At 42.4% G+C, this 23394-nt stretch carries 18 protein-coding genes; 11 read left to right on the forward strand and 7 right to left on the reverse strand.

Annotated elements, in window-relative coordinates:
* Nucleotides 1–1296: a sugar ABC transporter permease gene (locus PCY11_RS05860; protein WP_023919930.1), complete on the reverse strand. Its 1296-nt coding sequence runs from the start codon at nt 1294–1296 to the stop codon at nt 1–3.
* A gap of 127 nt (nt 1297–1423) precedes the next feature.
* Nucleotides 1424–2680, reverse strand: coding sequence for an extracellular solute-binding protein (locus PCY11_RS05865; protein WP_023919928.1), 1257 nt, complete (start codon nt 2678–2680; stop codon nt 1424–1426).
* A gap of 449 nt (nt 2681–3129) precedes the next feature.
* Between PCY11_RS05865 and malQ the strand changes: the two genes are divergently transcribed.
* From malQ to nrdI, 6 genes are all read left to right on the forward strand, one after another.
* On the forward strand, nt 3130–4659 hold the full coding sequence (gene malQ, locus PCY11_RS05870; protein WP_049522608.1) for a 4-alpha-glucanotransferase: 1530 nt from the start codon (nt 3130–3132) through the stop codon (nt 4657–4659).
* A 46-nt stretch (nt 4660–4705) separates the two neighbouring features.
* Nucleotides 4706–6964: a glycogen/starch/alpha-glucan family phosphorylase gene (gene glgP, locus PCY11_RS05875; protein WP_049522609.1), complete on the forward strand. Its 2259-nt coding sequence runs from the start codon at nt 4706–4708 to the stop codon at nt 6962–6964.
* 220 nt (nt 6965–7184) lie between these two features.
* Nucleotides 7185–7325 carry a hypothetical protein gene (locus PCY11_RS05880; protein ID WP_301362573.1) on the forward strand — a complete coding sequence of 47 codons (141 nt, stop codon included), beginning with the start codon at nt 7185–7187 and terminating at the stop codon, nt 7323–7325.
* Between the two features lie 129 nt (nt 7326–7454).
* A complete protein-coding gene (locus tag PCY11_RS05885) occupies nt 7455–10262 on the forward strand; it encodes a GbpC/Spa domain-containing protein (protein WP_301362574.1) in 2808 nt (935 codons plus the stop codon).
* 426 nt (nt 10263–10688) lie between these two features.
* On the forward strand, nt 10689–11204 hold the full coding sequence (locus PCY11_RS05890; RefSeq protein ID WP_021154108.1) for a hypothetical protein: 516 nt from the start codon (nt 10689–10691) through the stop codon (nt 11202–11204).
* A 61-nt stretch (nt 11205–11265) separates the two neighbouring features.
* A complete protein-coding gene (gene nrdI / locus PCY11_RS05895; RefSeq protein ID WP_070449535.1) occupies nt 11266–11721 on the forward strand; it encodes a class Ib ribonucleoside-diphosphate reductase assembly flavoprotein NrdI in 456 nt (151 codons plus the stop codon).
* Nucleotides 11722–11961: 240 nt separating this feature from the next.
* Here the strand turns inward: nrdI and PCY11_RS05900 are convergent, their stop codons facing one another.
* Nucleotides 11962–12207 (reverse strand): hypothetical protein, encoded by a 246-nt coding sequence (locus tag PCY11_RS05900; protein WP_049472117.1) that lies wholly within the window; start codon nt 12205–12207, stop codon nt 11962–11964.
* 153 nt (nt 12208–12360) lie between these two features.
* Entirely contained in the window at nt 12361–14049 is a 1689-nt protein-coding gene (gene argS / locus PCY11_RS05905; RefSeq protein ID WP_013904324.1) for an arginine--tRNA ligase, read from the reverse strand.
* 104 nt (nt 14050–14153) lie between these two features.
* Between argS and argR the strand changes: the two genes are divergently transcribed.
* A complete protein-coding gene (gene argR / locus PCY11_RS05910; protein WP_023919910.1) occupies nt 14154–14594 on the forward strand; it encodes an arginine repressor in 441 nt (146 codons plus the stop codon).
* A 120-nt stretch (nt 14595–14714) separates the two neighbouring features.
* Nucleotides 14715–17264, forward strand: coding sequence for a DNA mismatch repair protein MutS (mutS, locus tag PCY11_RS05915; RefSeq protein ID WP_301362575.1), 2550 nt, complete (start codon nt 14715–14717; stop codon nt 17262–17264).
* A 304-nt stretch (nt 17265–17568) separates the two neighbouring features.
* Here mutS and PCY11_RS05920 read toward each other — a convergent pair whose 3' ends face one another.
* Complete coding sequence (locus PCY11_RS05920) at nt 17569–18024, reverse strand: DUF3021 domain-containing protein (protein WP_049503864.1); 456 nt, start codon at nt 18022–18024, stop codon at nt 17569–17571.
* The gene (locus PCY11_RS05925; protein WP_049523189.1) at nt 18018–18458 is read right to left on the reverse strand and encodes a LytTR family DNA-binding domain-containing protein; all 441 of its coding nucleotides are present in this window, start codon (nt 18456–18458) and stop codon (nt 18018–18020) included. The genes PCY11_RS05920 and PCY11_RS05925 overlap by 7 nt, the downstream gene beginning before the upstream one ends.
* Before the next feature lie 248 nt (nt 18459–18706).
* Between PCY11_RS05925 and mutL the strand changes: the two genes are divergently transcribed.
* The 3 genes from mutL to PCY11_RS05940 are packed head-to-tail and all read left to right on the forward strand — an operon-like array spanning nt 18707 to nt 21840.
* A complete protein-coding gene (gene mutL, locus PCY11_RS05930) occupies nt 18707–20650 on the forward strand; it encodes a DNA mismatch repair endonuclease MutL (protein ID WP_070464718.1) in 1944 nt (647 codons plus the stop codon).
* Between the two features lie 20 nt (nt 20651–20670).
* A complete protein-coding gene (ruvA, locus tag PCY11_RS05935) occupies nt 20671–21264 on the forward strand; it encodes a Holliday junction branch migration protein RuvA (protein ID WP_013904320.1) in 594 nt (197 codons plus the stop codon).
* Between the two features lie 9 nt (nt 21265–21273).
* Nucleotides 21274–21840, forward strand: a complete 567-nt coding sequence (locus PCY11_RS05940; RefSeq protein ID WP_049523187.1) for a DNA-3-methyladenine glycosylase I — start codon at nt 21274–21276, stop codon at nt 21838–21840.
* Nucleotides 21841–22051: 211 nt separating this feature from the next.
* Here PCY11_RS05940 and PCY11_RS05945 read toward each other — a convergent pair whose 3' ends face one another.
* On the reverse strand, nt 22052–23083 hold the full coding sequence (locus PCY11_RS05945; protein ID WP_070464716.1) for a S66 peptidase family protein: 1032 nt from the start codon (nt 23081–23083) through the stop codon (nt 22052–22054).
* Between the last annotated feature and the right edge of the window lie 311 nt (nt 23084–23394).

The following is a 23394-nucleotide window of genomic DNA, read 5'->3' on the forward strand; positions in this document are numbered from 1 at the left end:
TTATACATCCTCCATATCAAATGCATGTAGTTTCTTGAAGGCAACCATAGAGATTGAGATCACAATCACAGAGATAATCAAGGTTACCGCTGCAGCCATTGAATATTGAGGAGAAGAATTGGTTGTCAACTTGTAGATCCATGAGATCAAGATATCTGTAGATCCGGCGTTTCCTCCGACAGAACCAGGTCCCCCATCGTTAAACAAGTAAATGATGGAGAAGTTATTAAAGTTGAAGGTATATTGACTGATCAAAGTTGGAGCTGCAACAGCCATAATCATTGGGAAAGTGATGCTGCGGAATTTTTGCCAACCGTTGGCACCATCAATATAAGCAGCTTCGTAAAGATCGTTTGGAATCGATTGAAGAATCCCTAAAGTCAAGACGTAGATGTAAGGGAAGCCGAGCCAACCTTGCATCATAATCAAAGCAATTTTTGTCCAGGTAGGATCTGTTTTCCAAGGAATCAAAACGCCATCTAAGAATGGGAAGATCTTCGCAAACAATGGGATAACTTGTGCATTGATAGCACCGACACTATCGTTAAACATATTTGAGAAAGTTAGGATAGTGATGAAGGCTGGAACAGCCCAAGGAAGCAAGAAGATAACCCCAAAGATTCGTTTTCCTTTTACGAATGGTTGGTTTGCAACAATAGCGGTCAAGATACCGAGTACGATTTGAAGAGTAGAAGCTGCGAGGGCCCAAATCAAGGTCCAGCCAAGAACCGATGTAAAGGCTGAGCGGAAGGTACTCAAGGTCCACATATTAGTGAAGTTTTGGAACCCGATCCAATCAAGCAAGGTTGTTGGAGCGGTATGTTTGAAGTCGTAGTTGGTAAAGGCGATCATCAAAGTTACTAAAACTGGGAAGATAATCGCAAATGTCATAGCAATGTATGAAGGAATAATCAATAAATATGGGAAGCCATTTTCATAGATGGCTTGAACCATTTCTTTCAAGGTTTTTGGAACGGCAATCCCGTTGTTGATGCGTTTAGCAACTGTTCCAGCATCCTTAATATTTAAGGCATAAAATAGGAAGTAAACAACAGTGATGATCAAGTGGAAGGCGCCACGAATCAAGATAAAGAGAGAATTATCTTGTCCACGGACGGTTCCAAGTGTAACCAATTTCGCTAATTCTCCAGCTCCAATTCCTAGGAAATAGGCGAGAAAGAGAATGGTTACGGCAAGAAAAATATAGCCTTTGGTTTTTTGTTTGTTATAAATTTGCCCAAGACCCGGGATCAAAGAGAGCCACATAGCCTTTTTAGGGTTTTGTTCTGTAGTCATTCAAATCTCCTTATAATGTCCTTGCTAGAGAGCAAGAAGACAAGTCAGACAGTAAGTTGTGCTTGAAAATTGAACATAAGAGGTTGGGACTTTGTCTCCAACCTCTTACTCACACCTAAAAACTGTCTTATTTGCTACCGAATTTTTGTTCGATGGTTTCTTTAATCAATTTCACTGCATCGTCAGCAGATGCTTTTGCAGATTTTTTACCACTTACAGCATCGAAAAGCATAGTAGCAGCTGGATCCCAAACAGCACTCATTTCTGAGATATTTGGCATTGGTTGAGCATTCTTGAATTGATCAACAACGGCAGTTGTCAATTCATCGTTTTTGCTAACCGCATATTTACGAGCTTCTGTGTTGGCAGGAACTTCATTGGTCTTGTCAAACAAAGCTTTTTGTTGGTCAGTACTTGTCAAGAAGTCAATGAATTTTTGAGCGCCATCAAGGTTTTTCGCACCTGCAGGGATAACCCAAGCTTTACCACCACCAAAGGCAGAGTATTGTTTTCCGTTTGGAAGAGTTGGAATCGTTGCGACACCGTAGTTTACTTTAGCTTCTTTCAATGAAGCAGCTTTCCAAGGACCATCGATGATAGCAGCTGTTTTACCTTCTTGGAATTGTGTTTGGATGAAGTTAGCAGCAGCTTTTGTATCTTGCAAACCTTTTGGCCATTTAGCATACCAAGTTTTTGCATATTCGATACCATCGATAGAACCTTGGTTGTTCAATCCAATATCTTTAGGATCTGTACCGTCTTTACCAAACACATAACCGCCGTTACCTGAAAGTAAACCGTAAGTGTAGTAGAAGTTTGTCCAGTCAGCTAAGAAGGCAGTTGTTTTACCAGGTTCGCTAGCGAAGTCGTACTTGCTATCTTTTGCAAGATTTTCAAGATCACCAAATGTTTTTGGAGCTTCGCTTACAAGATCTTTGTTATAGTAGAGAACCAATGTTTCGATGACAGCAGGTGCACCGTAAACTTTACCACCGTTTGTTACAAGAGCTTCAGTTGTTTTATCTGTATGGCTATCTTTGTTTAATGTCACTTCAGCCAATTGACCATCGCTACCAAGACCACCTACACGGTCGTATGGTGCCATCATAACGTCTGGAGCTTTTTTAGATTGGTTATCAAGAGAAAGGTTATCCAATCCACCAAGAGCATCACCAGTCTTGATGTTAATTTTTACGCCATTTTCTTTTTCAAAAGCTTTTGCAGCTTCTTCAACATAAGATTTGTAGCCTTTGTCTACATAGACGTTGATTTCTTTACTTGCCTCAGAAGAACCTGATGAGTTATTGCTACAAGCAGCAAGTAAGAAGCCGGCAAAACCAACTGTACCAAGTACAGCAGCACTACGTAAAATTGTACGTTTCATGATTTATTCCTCCTAAAGAATAAAAAAAGATAATAATTAGAAACCGTTTTAGACAAACGTTTTCCTAAAACGTCTTAAGTATATCACAAGGCGAAAACGTTTGCAAGTAGTTTTAAACAATTTTTTTAAAAATATTTTAATTCCGAACTTTCTTCTATAAAATGCATCAAATTTGTTGACATTAGCCAAAGGAAAGAATACACTAAGGGGGTGAGGACATTCTGAAAAAAGTTAAAAAAGTTTTTAAGAAATCCCTTGCAGAAAATAGGGAAAAAGTTTATAATAACATGGTACGCAAACGTTTTCGCAAAAATTGCGTAAACTGAGTTGCGCCTGTTCGATTTTTAACAAAGAGTAGAGCCGCTTGAGAGCTGGATACGACTCTGCAACGATACCCATACCGTGCACCGAATCGCAGGCTTCAAAGAAATAAAAAAAGGTGGTAACCCATGAAAAAACGTCAAAGTGGTGTTTTGATGCACATTTCTTCCCTTCCTGGACAATACGGGATCGGATCATTCGGTCAATCAGCATATGATTTTGTTGATTTCCTCGTTCGGACCAAGCAACGTTACTGGCAAATCTTGCCGCTTGGTACAACTAGTTATGGAGATTCTCCATACCAATCTTTCTCAGCTTTTGCTGGGAACACTCATTTTATTGATTTCGATCTTTTGATCGAGCAAGGTTTGTTGACAGAAGCAGACCTTAAAGGAGTGGACTTTGGTCAAAATCCTACTCAAGTGGATTATGCAAAGGTTTTCGAACAACGTCGTCCCTTGCTTGAAAAAGCAGTTGCCAATTTCTTAAAATCAGGTGATCAAAAAGAATTCCAAGAATTTTGTGAAGCCAATGCTTCTTGGTTGGAGCTCTTTGCAGAATACATGGCTATTAAAGAATACTTTGATTTGAAAGCTTGGACAGAGTGGCCAGATGCAGCTATTCGTGCGCGTGAGCCAAAAGCTTTGGCTAAATACCGTGAAGAATTGGCTGATAAATTGACTTACCATCGTGTAACTCAATTCTTCTTCTTCCAACAATGGTTGGCCTTGAAAGCTTATGCCAACGACCACCACATTGAAATTGTGGGAGATATGCCAATCTATGTAGCGGAAGATTCAAGCGACATGTGGGCTAATCCTCATCTCTTCAAAACAGATGAAAACGGGAAAGCGACTTGCATCGCAGGATGCCCGCCAGATGAGTTCTCAGCAACTGGTCAACTTTGGGGGAACCCAATCTATGACTGGGAAGCAATGGACAAAGATGGCTACCAATGGTGGATTGAACGCTTGCGTGAAAGCTTCAAGATCTATGACATCGTTCGGATCGACCACTTCCGTGGTTTCGAATCATACTGGGAAATCCCTGCTGGTTCTGAAACTGCAGCACCAGGTAAATGGGTCAAAGGTCCTGGCTACAAACTCTTTGCAGCCGTGAAGGAAGAGCTCGGTGATTTGAACATCATCGCTGAGGACCTTGGCTTCATGACAGACGGAGTCATCGAACTTCGTGAACGCACTGGCTTCCCAGGAATGAAGATTCTTCAATTCGCCTTCAATCCTGACGATGAAAGTATCGATAGCCCTCACTTGGCACCAAACAACTCTGTGATGTACACTGGAACACATGATAACAACACAGTTCTTGGATGGTACCGCAATGAAATCGACGATCCAACTCGTGAGTATCTTGCTCGTTATACCAACCGGAAAGAGTACGAATCTGTACCGCATGCTATGCTTCGCACCGTCTTTGCTTCCGTCAGCTTCATGGCGATTGCTACGATGCAAGACTTGCTTGAGTTAGATGGCTCAGCTCGGATGAACTTCCCATCTACTCTCGGTGGTAACTGGTCATGGCGAATGACAGCGGATCAATTGACTCCAGCTGTCGAGCAAGAATTGCTTGATTTCACTACGATCTATCGTCGTGAAAACAAAGACTTGAAAAAAGAAGTTACGAAAGCAGAAAAATAATCTTTCCCCCTATTAAAAAATTGTTGAAACAAAGGAGACTCCTAACATGGAATCATTACAAAAATATGTGATTGATCATCATCAAAAAACAATTGCTGAATGTTCAAATGAAGAATTGTACCTTGCTTTGCTTAATTACACCAAGCAAGCAAGTGCCCAAAAGAAATTAAATACTGGTAAGAAAAAAGTTTACTATATCTCAGCTGAGTTCTTGATCGGTAAACTCTTGTCTAATAACTTGATCAACTTGGGTCTTTACGACGATGTCAAAAAAGAATTGTCAGATGCTGGTAAAGACTTGATCGAAGTCGAAGAAGTGGAATTGGAACCATCACTTGGTAACGGTGGTTTGGGACGTTTGGCAGCCTGCTTTATCGACTCTATTTCAAGCCTTGGTTTGACAGGGGATGGGGTTGGTTTGAACTACCACTTTGGTTTGTTCCAACAAGTATTTAAAAACAACCAACAAGAAACGATTCCAAACGCATGGTTGACTGATCAAAGCTGGCTCGTTCGTTCAAGTCGTAGCTACAAAGTGCCATTTGCACACTTCACATTGACTTCTACCCTTTATGATATCGACGTACCTGGTTACAAGATCGATACCAAGAACCGTTTGCGTTTGTTCGACTTGGATTCAGTTGATTCATCTATTATTGAAGATGGTATTAACTTTGATAAGACAGATATCGCTCGCAACTTGACCCTCTTCTTGTACCCAGATGATAGTAACCGTCAAGGGGAATTGCTCCGTATCTTCCAACAATACTTCATGGTATCAAATGGTGCACAATTGATCATCGACGAAGCCATCGAAAAAGGAAGCAACTTGCATGACCTTGCTGACTATGCTGTTGTCCAAATCAACGATACTCACCCATCAATGGTCATCCCTGAATTGATCCGTCTTTTGACAGAACGTGGTATTGGAATGGATGAAGCCATCTCTATCGTTCGTAGCATGACGGCTTACACTAACCACACAATCCTTGCAGAAGCCCTTGAAAAATGGCCACTTGAATTCTTGCAAGAAGTGGTTCCTCACTTAGTTCCAATCATTGAAGAATTGGACCGCCGTGTTCGCGCTGAATACAAAGATCCAGCTGTTCAAATCATCGATGAGAATGATCGCGTACACATGGCACACATGGATATCCACTATGGATACAGTGTAAACGGGGTGGCAGCACTTCACACAGAAATCTTGAAGAATTCTGAGTTGAAAGCCTTCTACGACATTTACCCTGAAAAATTCAACAACAAAACGAACGGGATCACTTTCCGTCGTTGGCTCATGCATGCTAACCCAACCTTGTCACACTACTTGGATGATATCCTCGGACGTGACTGGCACCATGACGCATCTAAATTGGAAGACCTTCTTTCATATGAAGATAAAGATGCAGTCAAAGCAAAATTGGAAAACATCAAGTCACACAACAAACGCAAATTGGCTCGTTTCTTGAAAGACCATCAAGGTGTGGAAATCAATCCAAATTCTATCTTTGATACCCAAATCAAACGTCTTCACGAATACAAACGTCAACAAATGAACGCTTTGTATGTAATCCACAAATACTTGGACATCAAAGCTGGAAATATCCCTGCTCGTCCAATCACTGTTCTCTTTGGTGGTAAAGCAGCTCCTGCCTACACCATTGCACAAGACATCATTCACTTGATCCTTTGCTTGTCAGAAGTGATTGCAAACGATCCAGCGGTAGCTCCACACTTGCAAGTTGTTATGGTAGAAAACTACAACGTAACTGCTGCAAGCTACTTGATCCCAGCTAGCGATATTTCTGAGCAAATCTCTCTTGCTTCGAAAGAAGCTTCAGGTACTGGTAACATGAAATTCATGTTGAATGGTGCATTGACACTTGGTACGATGGATGGAGCCAACGTGGAAATCGCTGAATTGGTTGGACGTGACAACATCTACATCTTCGGTGAAGATTCAGAAACGGTTATCGATCTTTATGCCAAATCAGCATACAAATCAGCAGACTTCTATGAACGTGAAGCCATCAAACCATTGGTAGACTTCATCGTCAGCGATGCCGTTCTTGCAGTTGGGAACAAAGAACGCTTGACTCGTCTTCACAATGAATTGATCAACAAAGACTGGTTCATGACTCTTCTTGACTTGGAAGACTACATTGTAACCAAAGAACGCATGTTGGCTGACTACGAAGACCGTGATGCATGGTTGGATCAAGTCATCGTTAACATTGCGAAAGCAGGATTCTTCTCATCTGACCGTACGATCGCTCAGTACAACGAAGATATCTGGCACTTAAACTAATTACTAGTTATTAGACCAAGGTTCTTAGGACCCTGGTCTTTTTCATTTCTTTTTATTTGGGAAGAAAAAGGAAGGAATTTAAAGAATGGACACTTCTGTAAACAGTGTTGTTTTTTTGAATTTTTCCGCCCTAGCAGGGAAATTATTACATAATTTTTGTTTCAGTCGTCAAATCTAATCTATTGGTATAAAAAGATACTTCCCCTTAAAAAGCCTTTCGGTGAAATTTATAAAAAGAGAAAGTGGCTTGAAAACCTTTGAAAATAAAGGTTTTTTCACAGGTGCTTACATATATTTTCAACTAAAAGATGAGGAAGGTCCGGAAGCTTTGGTATTTCAAGTTGCTATATCTTTAAAGTAAAATAAAAAATTAAATCAACAAATATTTAAAAATGGTTGATTGTGCTACAATAGAGTTAACTGGCAGTAGCATATTTTTGCCTCTACAGTGAGATTTTTTTAAACATAAATAAAAAGGAGAGTTTTGAAAATGAAAAGCTATCGTGAACATGTTTCGAAGCAGGAAAAATTTTCAATTCGTAAGTTGTCAGTCGGTGTTGTATCATTGGCCATCGCTGGATTGGCTACTGTTAATACCTACGGAGCAGAAGTGAAAGCGGATGAGGCAACAGCACCTGCAACTGAAGCAACCACTACAGAGACAACAACAAGTGATGCAGCTGTTGCAACAAGTTCTAAGTTGACATCTACAACTGTTACAGAAGGAAATAAAACAGTTACGACTACTTATGTAGAATCACCAGAACTTGAAAAAGCAAAAGCTGATGCAGCTACAGAAGGTGTGACAGTTACAGAAGAAGCTGAAAAAGTCCAACCATCTATCGCAGCAGCAGAAGCAGATAACAAAGCCCAAACAGCTGAAATCAACACAGTCGTTGAAAACTACAAAAAGGCCAAAGCTGAGTATGAAGCAAAATCTCAAGAAATCACATTGATTGAAAAGAGAAATGCGGAAGCAGAAGCAGATTATCAAAAGAAAGTAGCAGAGTACAATCAGCAAAAGGCAGCTTATGATAAAGCTTTAGAAGAGTACAATGCTAAAAAGGCAGCCTACGATGCTAAAGTAGCAGAAAAAGCAGCAGCAGATAAGGCCAATGCAGAAGCTAAAGCTAAGTATGATGCAGAAATGGCTGTTTACAATACAGCTAAAGCGCAATACGATAAAGATTTACAAGAATACCAAACTAAGAAAGCACAATACGATAAAGATAAAGCAGCTTATGATCAATTGGTAGCGAAGAAGGCAGAAGAAGATGCTGCAAAAGCTAAGTATGAAGTTGAGCTTGCAAAATATAATGTAGACCTAGAGCAATATGGTAAAGATTTTGCTACCTACCAAACAAAACTTGCTGAATATCAAACAGCTTTGGCACAGTACAAAGATGCTAAAGCAGCCTATGATAAGTACATGAATGATAATGGTTTCCAAGATCTAAAAGATGTAGAAACTGTTCAAGATTTGACCTTCCAACGTGAAGGTGGAGCCATTCATACTATCAATGGCATCAGCGCTTATCTCACTCGTGATGCTCAAGCGCGTTTAAATACAAGCAATGTCCATCAGTATGATTCCAATAAATTGGAAGCTTCAGAGATTGTAGCAACTAGTCCTTGGGCCAATAATGAAACTGAGTTTATTCAAGTTAAGGAAGGCGATAAATTTGTTGTTACTTATGATAACTTGAATCAGTCCAGCATGCGTGAAAATACGGATATGCATCCGATCAAGCGCGTGATTTATCGCTATGAAATTTTGAGCCTCCCATCAAATGACGGTAAAGGAATTGCAGCTGTTAGCTCAGATCCAACTGTAACACTAACAGTCGGTGCTTCAACAGACCAAAACAAACCCGTTAAAGTTGCTGTAGATGTTGAATTCTATGATGGTAATGGCAATAAGTTTGATTTGACACAGCACAATGCGATTGTCGCTTTGAACTCCCTTAACCACTGGACAGGTGCTTCATATGTAGATAGTGGGGATAAACCTCGTGCCCTTACAGTAGAAGCTAAAGATAAAAATGGCAACACCGTTCGTGGAACTTGGAACCCATATGCAGATGGTTCTTCCATGAGCATTGAGAACAATGCGGTTGTTGTTAAAAATGGAAAAGCAGACTTTGGTACGGCTGATGTCACTATCTCTGCTGAAAACCCAATCAAGATCGTGGCACAAAAAGCAACGTGGAATGGTAGTGAATTTACAGTTAGTGAAGAAACTGTTATTGACGCAACTTCAGTCAATGCTTCAGGTGCTGGGAATGGTCACTCTATCGGAACAGATGAGTTCACATTAGACGGTAAAGATGATGTGATCGGTTCTTATACGATTGATCCAACTTCAGGACGGATCATCTTCACGCCTAAGAAGAAATTTGAAAATGTAGAGCACCAAGAGTCTGTAAATGTTGGAAATAATAAATACATTCCAATTCCAAACTCAAGTGTTTCTTATGACTCTGCTACTAAAGAAGTAACCTCCTTTAAAGATAACCAATATATTGAACATGGATCTGTCTTTAATGGTGAATCTTCAACGACTCTTGAAGGTTGGGACAATCCATCTTCTCCATACCTCTATTATGGTGGAGCAGGGTTGAAGATGTCTGATGGTCACTTGGTATTTACGGCCAATGGAGCTAATGCTGCTGGTCAGCCAACGGTTTACTGGTTTGCGATTAACTCAAATGTTGGTATTCCAAAAAATCCAGGTGAAGCGCCAAAAGAGCCAACAAAACCAACAGAACCAAAGGCTCCAACTCCACCAACGATTACAGTGGAAAATCTACCTGCAGAGCCAACGAAACCAGAAGAACCTAAATCACCAACTCCGCCAACAGCACCTAACTACACTGTGATTACGGTCGATGTGGAGGAACCAAAAGCTCCAACTCCACCAAAAGCTCCAACCCCACCGACTCCTGGAGTCGTTCCAAATACGAATCCGGTGAAACCGGAAGCTGAAGTGAAATGGCATAAGAATAAAGTGGTAACGGAAACAGATATTCCAACCCCACCAACACCAGTTCCTCCAACTCCACCAACTCCATACAACCCACCAACACCAATTGTTCCACCTACACCAATCGTTCCACCAACTCCAGAGGTTCCAACCGAACCAACTCCTGAAGTTCCGGAACAGCCTGTACAACCTGCGCAACCACAAACACCTGCGCTTCCAAATACAGGTACAGAAAGCTCAACTGCAGCTGTTCTTGCAGGTGCGATGGCTGGATTGCTTGGATTGGGTCTTGCACGCAAGAAAAAAGAAGATTAATTCTTGTTTCTTTCGTTCATTCATCTAAATAAAGAAAGTCAGAAGGCAAGTCCTTCTGGCTTTTTTGATGGAGTGATGACCAAATAGTTGAGAAATAGAACAGAATAGTTTTTGGATAAGGAGAGGAAATGGCTTTTATAGACCAAATCGTGTCGAAATGAAGCAGAATAGAAATGGATGACACAAGAAGAAGAGAATGAGGTATACTGGTGGTGTTCGAATGAAAGTTTATAGGACTCCGTTATATCTCTAATCATTCCAATGATACAGTTGCGATGGCTTTTCATCTTTTGCACACATTACTTTTCCAAATGAATTTCATTTGAACGTATCAGTGATCAGGCAAGTGCTTCCACGATTTTGAGGCGCTTGCCTTTCTATCTGTATCGCGATATAATAGGGTGTAAGAAATGAAAAGGAGTTTGTATGAAAAAGAAACCTATCTATCTTTACATCCTGTTATTTTTCTCTACGGTTGGAACCCTAACATCAGCTGTCTCAACCTTTGGAGCTTCAAAGAGTTTTGAGCTGACAGATGATTTTGCGAAACAACTTGGTTTAACAACGGCTCAAGACAAGGCTGACTATGTGACATATTATGAGAAATCAGCCCAACTCAATCAGTCTCCACTAACCTTTTTATTTGTTTCCTTGATTCTGATTGCCTTACTGGCAACTTTCTATTTCCTCTTTATGAAGCAGGATCTGTTAACAGCCCATTATACTTACATGGGGCAGATTTTATTAAGTCAAGCCTTCTCTTGCTATAATTATTTTGCAGGGCGTCCGCTATTGGCTAGTTTTTCAAACCCGTCCCTTCGTCAACGATATCTAGCATCTTCGTCCATTGCTTTGTTGCTCTTGACTGCTTTATCTCTTCTCTTCCTTGGAATTGTTTTGTATAAAACCTTGCGTTTGAGAAAAGCTCAAGCTAGGGCATAATAGATAAGTTTGAATGGAGCTCTCTTAGAGGATAAGAGAGCTTCTTGATTGGAGAAAAAAGATGAAAGTATCCTTTGTTTATATTAGTCTGAGTGGAAATACAGAGAGTTTTGTCCGCCGTTTAAGTGACTATTTGCTGGAAGTCCATCCCGGACTTGAAATCGAGAAAGTTCATGTGAAAGACCTGGTCAAAGAGGGCCAGCCCTTCTTTGAAATGACCAATCCTTTTATCACTTTTTTGCCTACCTATTTGGAGGGTGGAAATGGTGTTGACAATGGCGATGTGGAAATTTTGACGACAGATGTTGCGGATTTTATTGCTTACGGAGACAACGCCAGCAAGTGCTTAGGAGTGGTTGGATCAGGCAATCGGAATTTTAACAATCAATATTGTTTAACCGCTAAACAATACAGCCAACGCTTTGGTTTCCCTATGTTAGCCGATTTTGAAATGCGGGGGATGTTGGGAGATATTAAAAAAGTAGCGGCCATTGTAGAAGATTTGTATCATCTTTAAAATAAAGAGAGTGGGACAGAAATCGGTAATTCGTTAGAATTCGATTTCGTCGTCCCACCTCCGCACAGTTGAGTAGGGCTGTAAAAGCTGATGAAATCAGCGTAGTAGAGCCCACTCAACCACTGCGTCTTGCTCGACAATCCAAAAATAATTGAGAGGCTAGGACTTTTGTCCCAGCCTCTTATTTGTTGCGACTGAATAGAAGAGGAGTCACATTTTATATGACTCCTCTTCTATGGTTTATTTTAATTTTTCAGTGATTTCTTTAGCAAGTAGGAGCCCCAATCGATAGTCTTTGTTGATGGCATGGATGACATCGTTGATATTGTCGGTCTCTTGGATTTTTTCCTTGATGCTATCTTTGAAAGCTTGATCTTTCAAGAGTTGCTCTTGTAAGAGCTGTTGTAGTTTTTCTCTTTCGTACTTGTTAAATAAAAAGAGAACCACTAAACTGATGAGGATTAAGATGTAAACGGTTTGATTCATAGATTTCTCCTGTATATAAAGGATCTGAAAATGTAGAAAATGAAGGGCATTGGGCATGAGAAAAGGAGTGAGAAAGAACTAAATTGAATCGCATTTAGTTTCTCCTCTCACTCCCATAAGAGATGTTCTACTTATCAATCATTAGATAAGAAATTACATTTTCTCAGGTGCATCGACACCAAGTAAGCGAAGGGCTTCTTTTAAGACTACTGCTGTTGAGTAGCTAAGAGCAAGACGGCTTTCGCGTTCTGGGCTTTCATCCAAGATACGAGTGTGTGCATAGTATTTGTTGAAGGCTTGAGCCAAGTTGATGGCATATTTTGCGATCAAGGATGGATCATAGTTTTCAGCAGCACGTTTGACAACACGAGAGAAGTCTTGGAGAAGCTTGATGATTTCCCAGCTTTCAGGATCGCTCAAGCTGTATGTCGCATCTGTTGATGGTGTAAAGTTGGCTTTGCGAAGGATCGATTGGATACGAGCGTATGCGTATTGAACGTAAGGTCCAGTTTCTCCTTCGAAGGATACCATGGCTTCGAGGTCGAAGTCATAACCGTTGCGACGGTCTGTCTTCAAGTCGTAGAATTTAACCGCACCAACACCGACTGCATGTGCCACTTCTTCCTTGTTTTCAAGTTCAGGATTCTTTTCTTCGATCTGAGCTTTGGCACGAGAGATCGCTTCTTGAAGAGTTGGTTCGAGAAGGATGATATTTCCTTTACGAGTTGACAATTTTTGGCGGTTTTTTGTCACCAAACCAAAGTCAACGTGGACCATATCGTCGCTCCAGTCAAATCCCATTTTCTTCAGAACAGCTTTCAACTGACGGAAGTGGTTGGATTGTTCTTGACCTACAGCATAGATGTTTTTCACAAAGTTGTAAGTCCGCGCACGATACATAGCAGTTGCGATATCGCGCGTGATATAAAGAGTGGCACCGTCTGATTTCTTAATCATAGCCGGTGGAAGGTTGACATCATCAAGCTCAACGATGCTAGCTCCCTTAGATTCTTTCAACAAGCCTTTGTCTTCAAGGATTTGAACCCCTTCATCCATCTTGTCGTTGTAGAAAGCTTCTCCGTTTAAGCTATCAAACTCAACACCGAGGAGTTTGTAGATACGGTTGAATTCCACCAAGCTTTCGTCACGGAACCATTGCCACAATTCAGTGGCTTCTGGATCCCCATCTTCCAATTTTTTGAACCATTTACGTCCTTCTTCATCAAGCTCAGGATCGTTTTCGATTTCAGCGTTGATTCGAACGTAAAGTTTTAGCAATTCATCGATTGGGTTGGCTTCGACAGCTTCCTTGCTACCCCATTTTTTGTAGGCCACCATCAAGAGACCGAACTGTTTACCCCAGTCCCCTAAGTGGTTGATTTTAATCGTGTTGTAGCCCATTTTGCGGAAGATGTTTGAAAGAGCATCCCCAATAACGGTTGAGCGCAAGTGACCAACTGAGAATGGTTTTGCGATATTTGGACTTGAAAGGTCGATGGTAATGTTTTGTCCATGACCTTCGTCTTGTTGACCGTAGTCTGCACCTGCTTCGATGACGGATTTGATTACCTGATCAGAGATCTTAGATTTGTCTAAGAAGAAGTTCACGTAAGGTCCAGTTGCAACGACTTTTTCGAAGGCGCTTTGGTCGATCTTTTCAGCAATATCTGCAGCAATTGCTTGAGGAGCCTTGCGTTCCACTTTTGCAAGTGAGAAGGCTGGAAAAGCAATGTCACCAAGATCAGATGATTTTGGTTGTTCAAGCAAATTTAAAATAGCATCTTGGTCAAGAGAGTCAATCACTTTGGCCAATTCACTAGCAATGAGTTCTTTATTGTTCATATTAGCTCCTTAGTCCTTTTAACTATTATTTTAACACAATTCTGAGCGAATTTTCAATTTTTTTGGTATAATTTAAAGTATATTTATTCAAAAGTGGAGGTCCAATGAAAAAGACAGAACGTCACCTTTTGATTCAACAAATGATTCGAAATGAAAAATTGTCGACTCAAAAAGAGATTCAGGATCGATTAGAAGCAAAAGGAATTGCTGTAACGCAAACTACTCTGTCACGAGATTTGCGCGATCTGGGTCTAGTCAAGGTGAAACGAAAAGACCAGTTGTATTATATTTTGCCAAATGAGCCTGAGGTGGCAGAGATTTATATTATGTTGTCTAGCCATGCCAAGTCTGTCTCACGAGCAGAATTCACCTTGGTCTTGCGGACAGAGCTAGGAGAAGCAGCTCTCTTGGCCAATGGTGTAGATGAAATGTCAGATGAGCGTATTTTGGGAACAGTAGCAGGGGCCAATACCCTCTTGATTGTCTGCCGTGACCAAGAGGCAGCCATTGAAATTCAAAATGAAATTTTAGGGATGATGCAGTAGTCAAGCCCTGTTGGAGAGAAAGAGAGATGTCAAAAGGAGGAAGATAGTGAGCTATCTACTCCTGTTTTCATCTAAGGAGCTTGCGTCAGCAAATGATGCAACAGTAAGGAATAAAGAAGTATGACAGTAGAGAAAATATCCCCTGGAATGCAGCAGTATCTAGATATCAAAAAAGACTATCCGGATGCCTTTTTGCTGTTTCGAATGGGAGATTTTTACGAATTATTTTATGAAGATGCAGTGAATGCAGCTCAAATTTTAGAGATTTCCTTAACCTCACGGAATAAAAATGCAGAGAATCCGATCCCCATGGCGGGTGTTCCCTACCACTCGGCCCAGCAGTACATCGATGTTCTCATCGAACAGGGCTATAAGGTCGCGATTGCAGAACAAATGGAAGACCCCAAAGAAGCCAAGGGGGTCGTTAAGCGTGAAGTCGTACAGGTGATTACACCGGGTACAGTGGTGGATTCGACCAAGCCAGATAGTGAGAATAACTTCCTGGTTGCTTTGGATCGTTCAGGAAATGATTATGGGCTAGCCTATATGGATCTGGTGACAGGGGAGTTTCAGGTGACGACCCTCAATGACTTTAGCATGGTTTGTGGAGAAATCCGCAATTTACGTGCGCGTGAGGTGGTCCTGGGTTATGCCTTGCCAGAACAGGAAGAGCGTGTGTTTATTAGCCAGATGAATCTTTTGCTGTCACATGTAGAGACGGCGCTTGATGATGTTCAACTCTTAGGGGATCAGTTGAGTGAGCTAGAAAAGAAAACAGCTGGGAAACTTCTCCAGTATGTTCACCAGACACAAATGCGGGAATTGAGCCACCTAAAAAAAGCCCATCATTATGAGATTTGCGATTTCTTGCAGATGGACTTTGCGACCAAGGCTAGTCTTGATTTGACAGAGAATGCGCGAACGGGGAAGAAACATGGTAGCTTGTATTGGTATTTGGATGAAACCAAGACGGCCATGGGCGGTCGTTTGTTGCGGTCCTGGATTCAGAAACCCTTGGTCGATTTGAAACGGATTCGAGAGCGCCAGGACATCATTCAGGTCTTTATGGATCATTTCTTTGAACGGAGCGATTTGACCGACAGCCTCAAAGGGGTCTATGACATTGAACGCTTAGCGAGTCGGGTTTCCTTTGGCAAGATCAATCCTAAGGATCTCTTGCAGCTAGGAGATACTCTGGGGCATGTGCCGACGATCAAGTCGATTCTACTGGGGATTGGTGATCCAGTCTTAGATGTCTTGATTGCACGCTTGGATGAACTTCCTGAGTTGCACCGCTTGATTACCTCAGCTATTGCTCCGGAAGCGTCTGCTGTTATTACAGAGGGAAATATCATCCGTACCGGTTTTGACGAGCAATTGGATCAATACCGTGTCGTTCTTCGGGATGGTACTGGTTGGATTGCTGAGATTGAAGCCAAGGAGCGCGAAGCCAGCGGCATTACAGGTCTAAAAATCGATTACAACAAGAAGGACGGCTATTATTTCCATGTCACCAATTCTCAATTGAGTCACGTGCCTGCTCACTTTTTCCGCAAGGCGACCTTGAAAAATTCAGAACGCTTTGGTACGGAGGAATTGGCACGCATCGAAGGAGATATGCTTGAGGCGCGTGACAAGTCTGCTAATTTGGAATATACGATTTTTATGCGGATTCGGGAAGAAGTTGGCAAGTATATCCAGCGTTTGCAACAATTGGCTCAGGCGATTGCGACGGTTGATGTTTTACAAAGTTTAGCCAGCGTCGCTGAGTCACAACAGTTGAATCGTCCCCTCTTTCATGAAGAACGACGAATCACGATCGACAAAGGTCGTCATCCGGTTGTTGAGAAAGTGATGGGAGCCCAGTCCTACATTCCTAATAGCATCTTTATGGATGAAGAACGGGATATTCAGCTGATTACGGGGCCAAATATGAGCGGGAAGTCTACCTATATGCGCCAATTGGCGATCATTGTGATTCTTGCCCAAATTGGTTCCTATGTTCCAGCCCAAAAGGCCGAGTTGCCAATCTTTGATGCGATTTATACCCGGATCGGAGCTGCTGATGACCTGGTATCGGGTCAGTCTACCTTCATGGTGGAAATGATGGAGGCCAATCACGCTATTCGCAAGGCAACGCCCCAGTCCTTGATTTTGTTTGATGAGTTGGGACGGGGAACTGCGACCTATGATGGGATGGCTCTCGCTCAGTCCATCATCGAATACATTCACGATCGCACCGGTGCCAAAACCTTGTTTGCGACCCATTACCATGAGTTGACGGCACTCTCAGAGACTTTGACCCGTTTGGAAAATGTTCATGTTGCGACCTTGGAGCGAGATGGTCAGGTTACCTTCTTGCACAAGATTGAACCTGGCCCAGCGGATAAGTCCTATGGGATTCACGTGGCCAAGATCGCTGGTTTGCCAGAAGAGTTGCTGGAGCGGGCGGATGCGATTTTGACCAAGCTCGAAGGACAAGCCCAGCAAGTACCACTTGCGGATGCAACCCCTAAAAAGGAAGTACCTTCACAGGTTGCTGAACAAATGTCCCTCTTTGAGGAAGAGACAGAAAATACAGTGATCACAGAATTGAAGAATCTGGATCTCTACAATATGACTCCGATGGAAGTCATGATGGCAGTCGCCGAATTGAAAAAGAAATTATAAAAGAAGATCCTCGTGACGGCGAGGATCTTTTATTGAAGACAAAGTCATCTTAGAAACTTTCCTTAGGTGAGTACGGACGTCAGCGAACTTCTTCGAAGTTCCAAGACTAATTATTGAGCCTAAGGTCTCAATAATTCCGAGTGCCTGAAACACAATTGTTTCAGGCACTTTTCTCACAGCGGAAAGTTTCAGTAGATGATTGAACAACTATAACGAGTATATTTTTTATAGAATTTATTAGATTTGTATAAAGGAACAGTTTATCTCCACTTTCAGATCCTCGTAGCACTGAGGATCTTTTTGCTTAGTGGTTAGCAATGCTTTGATTGATTTCTTGGACTTGTTTTTTATAAAAATGATGGGAGACCAACCAGATGATCACGTAAACGAGGGTGAATTCGACAATGAGTGAGAGGTAAAATCCGAGTCGTGCTGGAAACCAGCCGGCCAAGGTAGCTAGGGGAATAAACCCAAGTAACATGAGTAGGTAATGGCTCAGAGTAGCCCGTAAGAGGCTCCAGTCTTTTTGAAAGAGGAGACTTCCGAAGCTAAAGAGGACCCCAATCGCACCCCAAACGAGGGCACAATAGAGCATGACCAGTGAGCCGTGAACATGATGCAAGAACATCCAGCGACCGACTGCAGAGTTGGGACTTAAGGGAAGGTACAACTCAGGTGAGAAGAGGTAGGAAAAGAAGATGGATAAGATGAGCCCGATGAAAATCCCTTTTAGGGCGTCAGAAAAAGATTGTTTTAGCATGATAATTTCTCCTTAATGGCTTTCAAGTAACGACGGGAGGAGTAGGTCAGACTCCCGTTTTTAAGATAGATTTGAACGGATCCTCCACTGGTAAAGTGCAGGTGATCGATGGATTGGGTGTTAATAATTTCAGATTGGGAAATTTTGAGAAAGAAGGTCGGTAAGTCTTCAGATAGCTGATAGAGTGGTCCAGTCAGAATAAATTGATCTGTCATGGTCTCACCAATTACTTGCCGATTTTCAATGTAAAAACGTTGGAATAGCTGGCTTTCGATCAGATAAGCTTCCCCATCCTTTTTGGCACGTAAGCGCCCTTTTTGATCCAATTCTTCCACAAAGTCACGGATTTTCTCTACACGCGCAGACAGTGCAGGTGCTGTGATCATCACCGCTTCTTCTTGGAAGTGGGAATCAATGTGTACTTCAACTTTCATAAGATCGTTTCTCCCTCCTTTGGGTAAAGTCGGTTGGCCTGCTAGCCCGGCTCCTTCTTTACACTACTATTAAACACTTTTTCCAAAGGGAAGACAAGGGGATTTGTCTATGTGGTCATTTTCTTTGCCTATGCGGTTTTTTAGGAAGAAGATGGGGACAGCCTCTATTTTTTAAGAAAGGGAGTCTTGTGGATCTGTGGTATAATAGAGCTACATGTATCGGTGAAAAAATAGGTAAAGGAGCAGACATGTCACAGATTATTGAATTGCCAGAAGTCCTAGCCAATCAGATTGCGGCAGGTGAAGTGATTGAACGACCTGCTAGCGTGGTCAAGGAATTGGTTGAAAACTCGATCGATGCTGGAGCTAGCCAGATCGTTGTTGAAATCGAAGAAGCAGGATTGAAGTCGATTCGGATTACAGACAATGGGGAAGGAATTGCGCACGATGAGGTCGCTTTGGCCCTCCGTCGACATGCGACCAGTAAGATCAAGAGTCAAGCGGATCTCTTTCGTATTCGAACGCTTGGTTTTCGTGGTGAGGCCATGCCATCCATTGCTTCTGTCAGTATTCTAACCCTTCTAACTGCACAAGAAGGAGCTGCCCACGGGACCAAATTGGTCGCAAAGGGTGGCGAAATTGAGGAAGTGGAGCCAGCGACAAGCCCTGTCGGGACCAAGATCACAGTGGAAGATCTCTTTTTTAATACCCCTGCTCGTCTCAAGTATTTAAAGAGCCAGCAGGCAGAGCTATCCCATATCGTGGATATTCTCAATCGCTTGAGCTTGGCCCATCCTGAGATTGCCTTTACCTTGATCAATGATGGAAAAGAAATGACCAAAACAGCGGGGACTGGCAATCTCCGGCAAGCGATTGCGGGTGTCTATGGCCTTGCGTCTGCTAAGAAGATGGTAGCCATTGAAAACCGCGACCTAGATTTTGAAGTGACGGGCTTTGTGTCTTTGCCTGAATTGACTCGTGCCAATCGCAATTACATCAGTCTCTTTATCAACGGCCGCTACATCAAGAATTTCTTGCTCAATCGGGCTATTTTAGACGGTTACGGTAGTAAACTCATGGTGGGCCGCTTCCCACTTGCGATCATTAATATCCAGATCGATCCTTACTTAGCGGATGTCAATGTTCACCCTACTAAGCAAGAGGTTCGTATCTCCAAAGAACGAGAACTAATGGCCTTGATTTCGCAAGCGATTGCGAACGCTTTGAAAGAGCAGGACTTGATTCCAGATGCTCTAGAAAATCTAGCCAAGTCGACCATCCGCCGAACAGAAAAGCCAGTACAGACAACCCTTCCTTTAAAAGAAAACCGACTCTATTATGATCGAGAAAGTCAAGATTTCAAGCTTCGACCAGAGGTGGCAGATCCTCAACGGCCTCTAGCAGATGAGCTAACTGCTGATTCTACAAGCCAAGAAAACCCAGTAGAAAAACCGACAAGCGCGATCAAGTTTGCGGAAAGAAAGACTGCGGTTTATGATGAACTGGATCACCCAGAGTTAGATCTGGCTAGTCTAGACAAGGCCTATGATAAGTTGGATGGGGAAGAACATTCGACCTTCCCAGAGTTAGAATATTTTGGTCAGATGCATGGGACCTATCTCTTTGCCCAAGGCAATGGTGGCCTATATATCATTGACCAGCACGCGGCCCAAGAGCGGGTCAAATACGAAGAATACCGGGAGAGCATCGGGGATGTGGACGGCAGTCAGCAACAACTGCTGGTGCCTTATATCTTTGAGTTCCCTACAGACGATCTGATCCGCCTGCAACAGCGCAAGCACCTTTTAGAAGAAGTGGGCGTCTACTTAGAAGAATACGGAGCTAACCAGTTGATCTTGCGGGAGCATCCGATCTGGATGAAGGAAGAAGAGATCGAGTCGGGCATCTATGAGATGTGTGACATGCTCCTCTTGACCAAGGAAGTGTCCATCAAGAAATACCGGGCTGAGTTGGCCATCATGATGTCTTGCAAACGCTCCATCAAGGCCAACCACACACTGGACGATTACTCGGCACGCGACCTCATCTACCAATTGTCTCAATGTGATAACCCTTATAACTGCCCTCATGGCCGTCCGGTCTTGGTTAACTTCACTAAGTCGGATATGGAAAAGATGTTCCGACGCATTCAGGAAAATCACACCAGTCTGCGGGAATTGGGCAAATATTAATCAAACAATAAAGGAAGATTATGTACGAATACATTAAAGGAATCTTAACAAAAATCACCGCCAAATACATCGTGGTAGAAACAGCTGGAATAGGCTATCTCTTGCATGTGGCCAATCCCTATGCCTACTCTGGCAAAATGAATCAAGAGGTACAAGTCTACCTGCACCAAGTGGTCCGTGAAGATGCCCACCTTCTTTATGGTTTTGCAACCGAAGAAGAGAAACAGCTCTTTTTAAACTTGATCTCAGTCTCTGGGATTGGACCTGTCTCAGCTTTGGCTATCATTGCTGCAGATGACAATGCAGGCCTTGTCCAAGCCATCGAAAGCAAGAACATCACCTACTTGACCAAGTTTCCGAAGATCGGTAAGAAAACAGCCCAACAGATGGTTTTGGACCTAGAAGGTAAGATCAATCTTGATCTAGAAGATGCACCGGCTCAGTCCAAAGCCAAAGTTGCAGAAGAAAACCAAGCCCTTGAAGAAGCCATGGAAGCCATGTTGGCATTGGGCTACAAGGCAACGGAACTCAAGAAAATCAAGAAATTCTTTGAAGGAACTTCTGATACTGCTGAAAACTACATCAAGTCTGCCCTGAAGATGTTGGTCAAATAGGAGGTTCCTATGCCAAAACGTTGTGGCTGGGTCAAAATGACCAATCCGCTCTATGTAGCCTACCACGATGAAGAATGGGGTCGGCCCCTCCATGATGACCAGGCCCTTTTTGAGTTGCTCTGTATGGAGACTTATCAGGCCGGTCTATCTTGGGAAACGGTGCTCAATAAACGTCAAGCTTTCCGTGAGGCTTTTCATAGCTACCACCTTCAAGGTGTTGCAGACATGACGGACGAGGAGCTGGAAGCTTTGTTAGACAATCCAGCCATTATTCGAAATCGAGCGAAGATCTTTGCGACACGGGCCAACGCCCAGGCCTTTTTACAAGTCCAGGCGAAATTCGGCTCTTTTGATGCCTATCTCTGGTCTTTTGTTGAGGGGAAAACCATCAACAATGATGTCCCGGATTACAGTCAAGCACCAGCGAAGACAGCTCTTTCTGAGAAGCTAGCCAAGGACCTCAAAAAGCGTGGTTTTAAGTTCACCGGACCAGTCGCAGTTTTATCCTACCTACAAGCAGCAGGATTGGTTGATGACCATGAGAATGATTGTGAATGGAAAAGTGGAAATAAGTAACTTTAGATGACTAGAACATCAGAGAATATAGAAAAAGAGAGTGGGACAGAAATCGGTAATTCGTTAGAATTCGATTTCGTCGTCCCACCTCCGCACAGTTGAGTAGGGCTGTAAAAGCTGATGAAATCAGCGTAGTAGAGCCCACTCAACCACTGCGTCTTGCTCGACAATCCAAAGATAAATAAGAGGCTAGGACTTTTGTCCCAGCCTCTTATTTGTTATAGTCAAAGCGAATGACTTGCTCCGTTGCATCTACATGGGCGTGGACTCCGAAGGGGACAATTGCTCTTGGAGTTGCATGTCCGACATTCAGATTATAGACAATCGGGATATTGCTATCAATGATATCCAATAGTGCTTCTTTATAGTCGTCATAGAAAGTTTCATCCATAGGTTTTCCGACCAAGAGTCCACTGATGACCGCGAATATGCCCGTGGCCTTTAAAGTCTGCAACATCTTTTTGAAGTCGTCAGGATTAGTCTTTTCTTCGCTAGTTTCTAGCAAGAGGATCTTTCCTTCCCAGTCTGACAAGTCAGGGAAAAGTTTGTATTTTTGGCAGAGGTCCGTGCTGTCTGCGTGTAAAGAGTTGTCAAAAATATCATAGAGAGACTCAAGACAACCACCGAGGATTTCTCCCTCAAACTGAGCATTGCCTTGTAACAAGTCAAAACCTGTATTTGCGTGGCTGACACGAGGTGTTCCCAAGGCTTTGGGACTAAAATCAGTCCGTTCCTCATACCAAACGTTACTAGGGCGAATTTCTGAGATTTTTCCAGTCTCAATCAATTCTTTAAAGTAGTGGCGGCTATATGGCAACATTTCTTTGTCTAACTCACAAATGTCTGCTAAAAAGGATTGCCCGTAAAAAGTCTTGATTCCTAGTTTATGCAACATGAGATGGTTCATAGTCGTATCCGAGAAGCCAAGAAAAATCTTTTGTTTGATGACCTTTTGTAGTTGGTCATTTTCAAAAAGATAAGGTAGCAAGCGATAGGTATCGTTTCCACCGATGGCACATAGGATCATGTCGATACTATCATCAGAAAATGCCTGAATCAAATCCTCTGCACGAGCTTCGGGATGTTCTTTGATAAAGTCTAAGCCTTTTAGTGAATGAGGTAAAAAGATAGGATTGAGTCCGAGGTCTTTGAGTCGTTGGACTCCCAAGTCCACTTCGTGCTTGACAAAGTCCTCTCCGATAATCCCACTAGATAAACTTATAATACCAATAGTAGAAACCATATCTCATCCTCCTAGAAATAAATTGATGCTATTGTATCACAAAAAATGAGGGGAAACAACAAGAATTAGAGCCAGAAGAAGGCTTTTAGATCAAGAAAGAAGTAAAAAAGCAACCGCTCGATATGGTTGCTTCAGAATATAGATAAGCTCTATCAACAATAGAAAATAGCCCTTTAGAAGTTGATTGCCACATAGTTAAAACTCTTGGGAATGTTGATGTAATAGTGTTTCTAAGAATTTTTCACTTTATACTCTAAAAGAAAAAGATTGAAGAAAGTTGTCCAAAATGGACTTTATCTTCAATCTGTTTT

Origin of the sequence: Streptococcus sp. SP8 (genome assembly GCF_030440045.1) — a bacterium.
GTDB lineage: Bacteria > Bacillota > Bacilli > Lactobacillales > Streptococcaceae > Streptococcus > Streptococcus parasanguinis_I.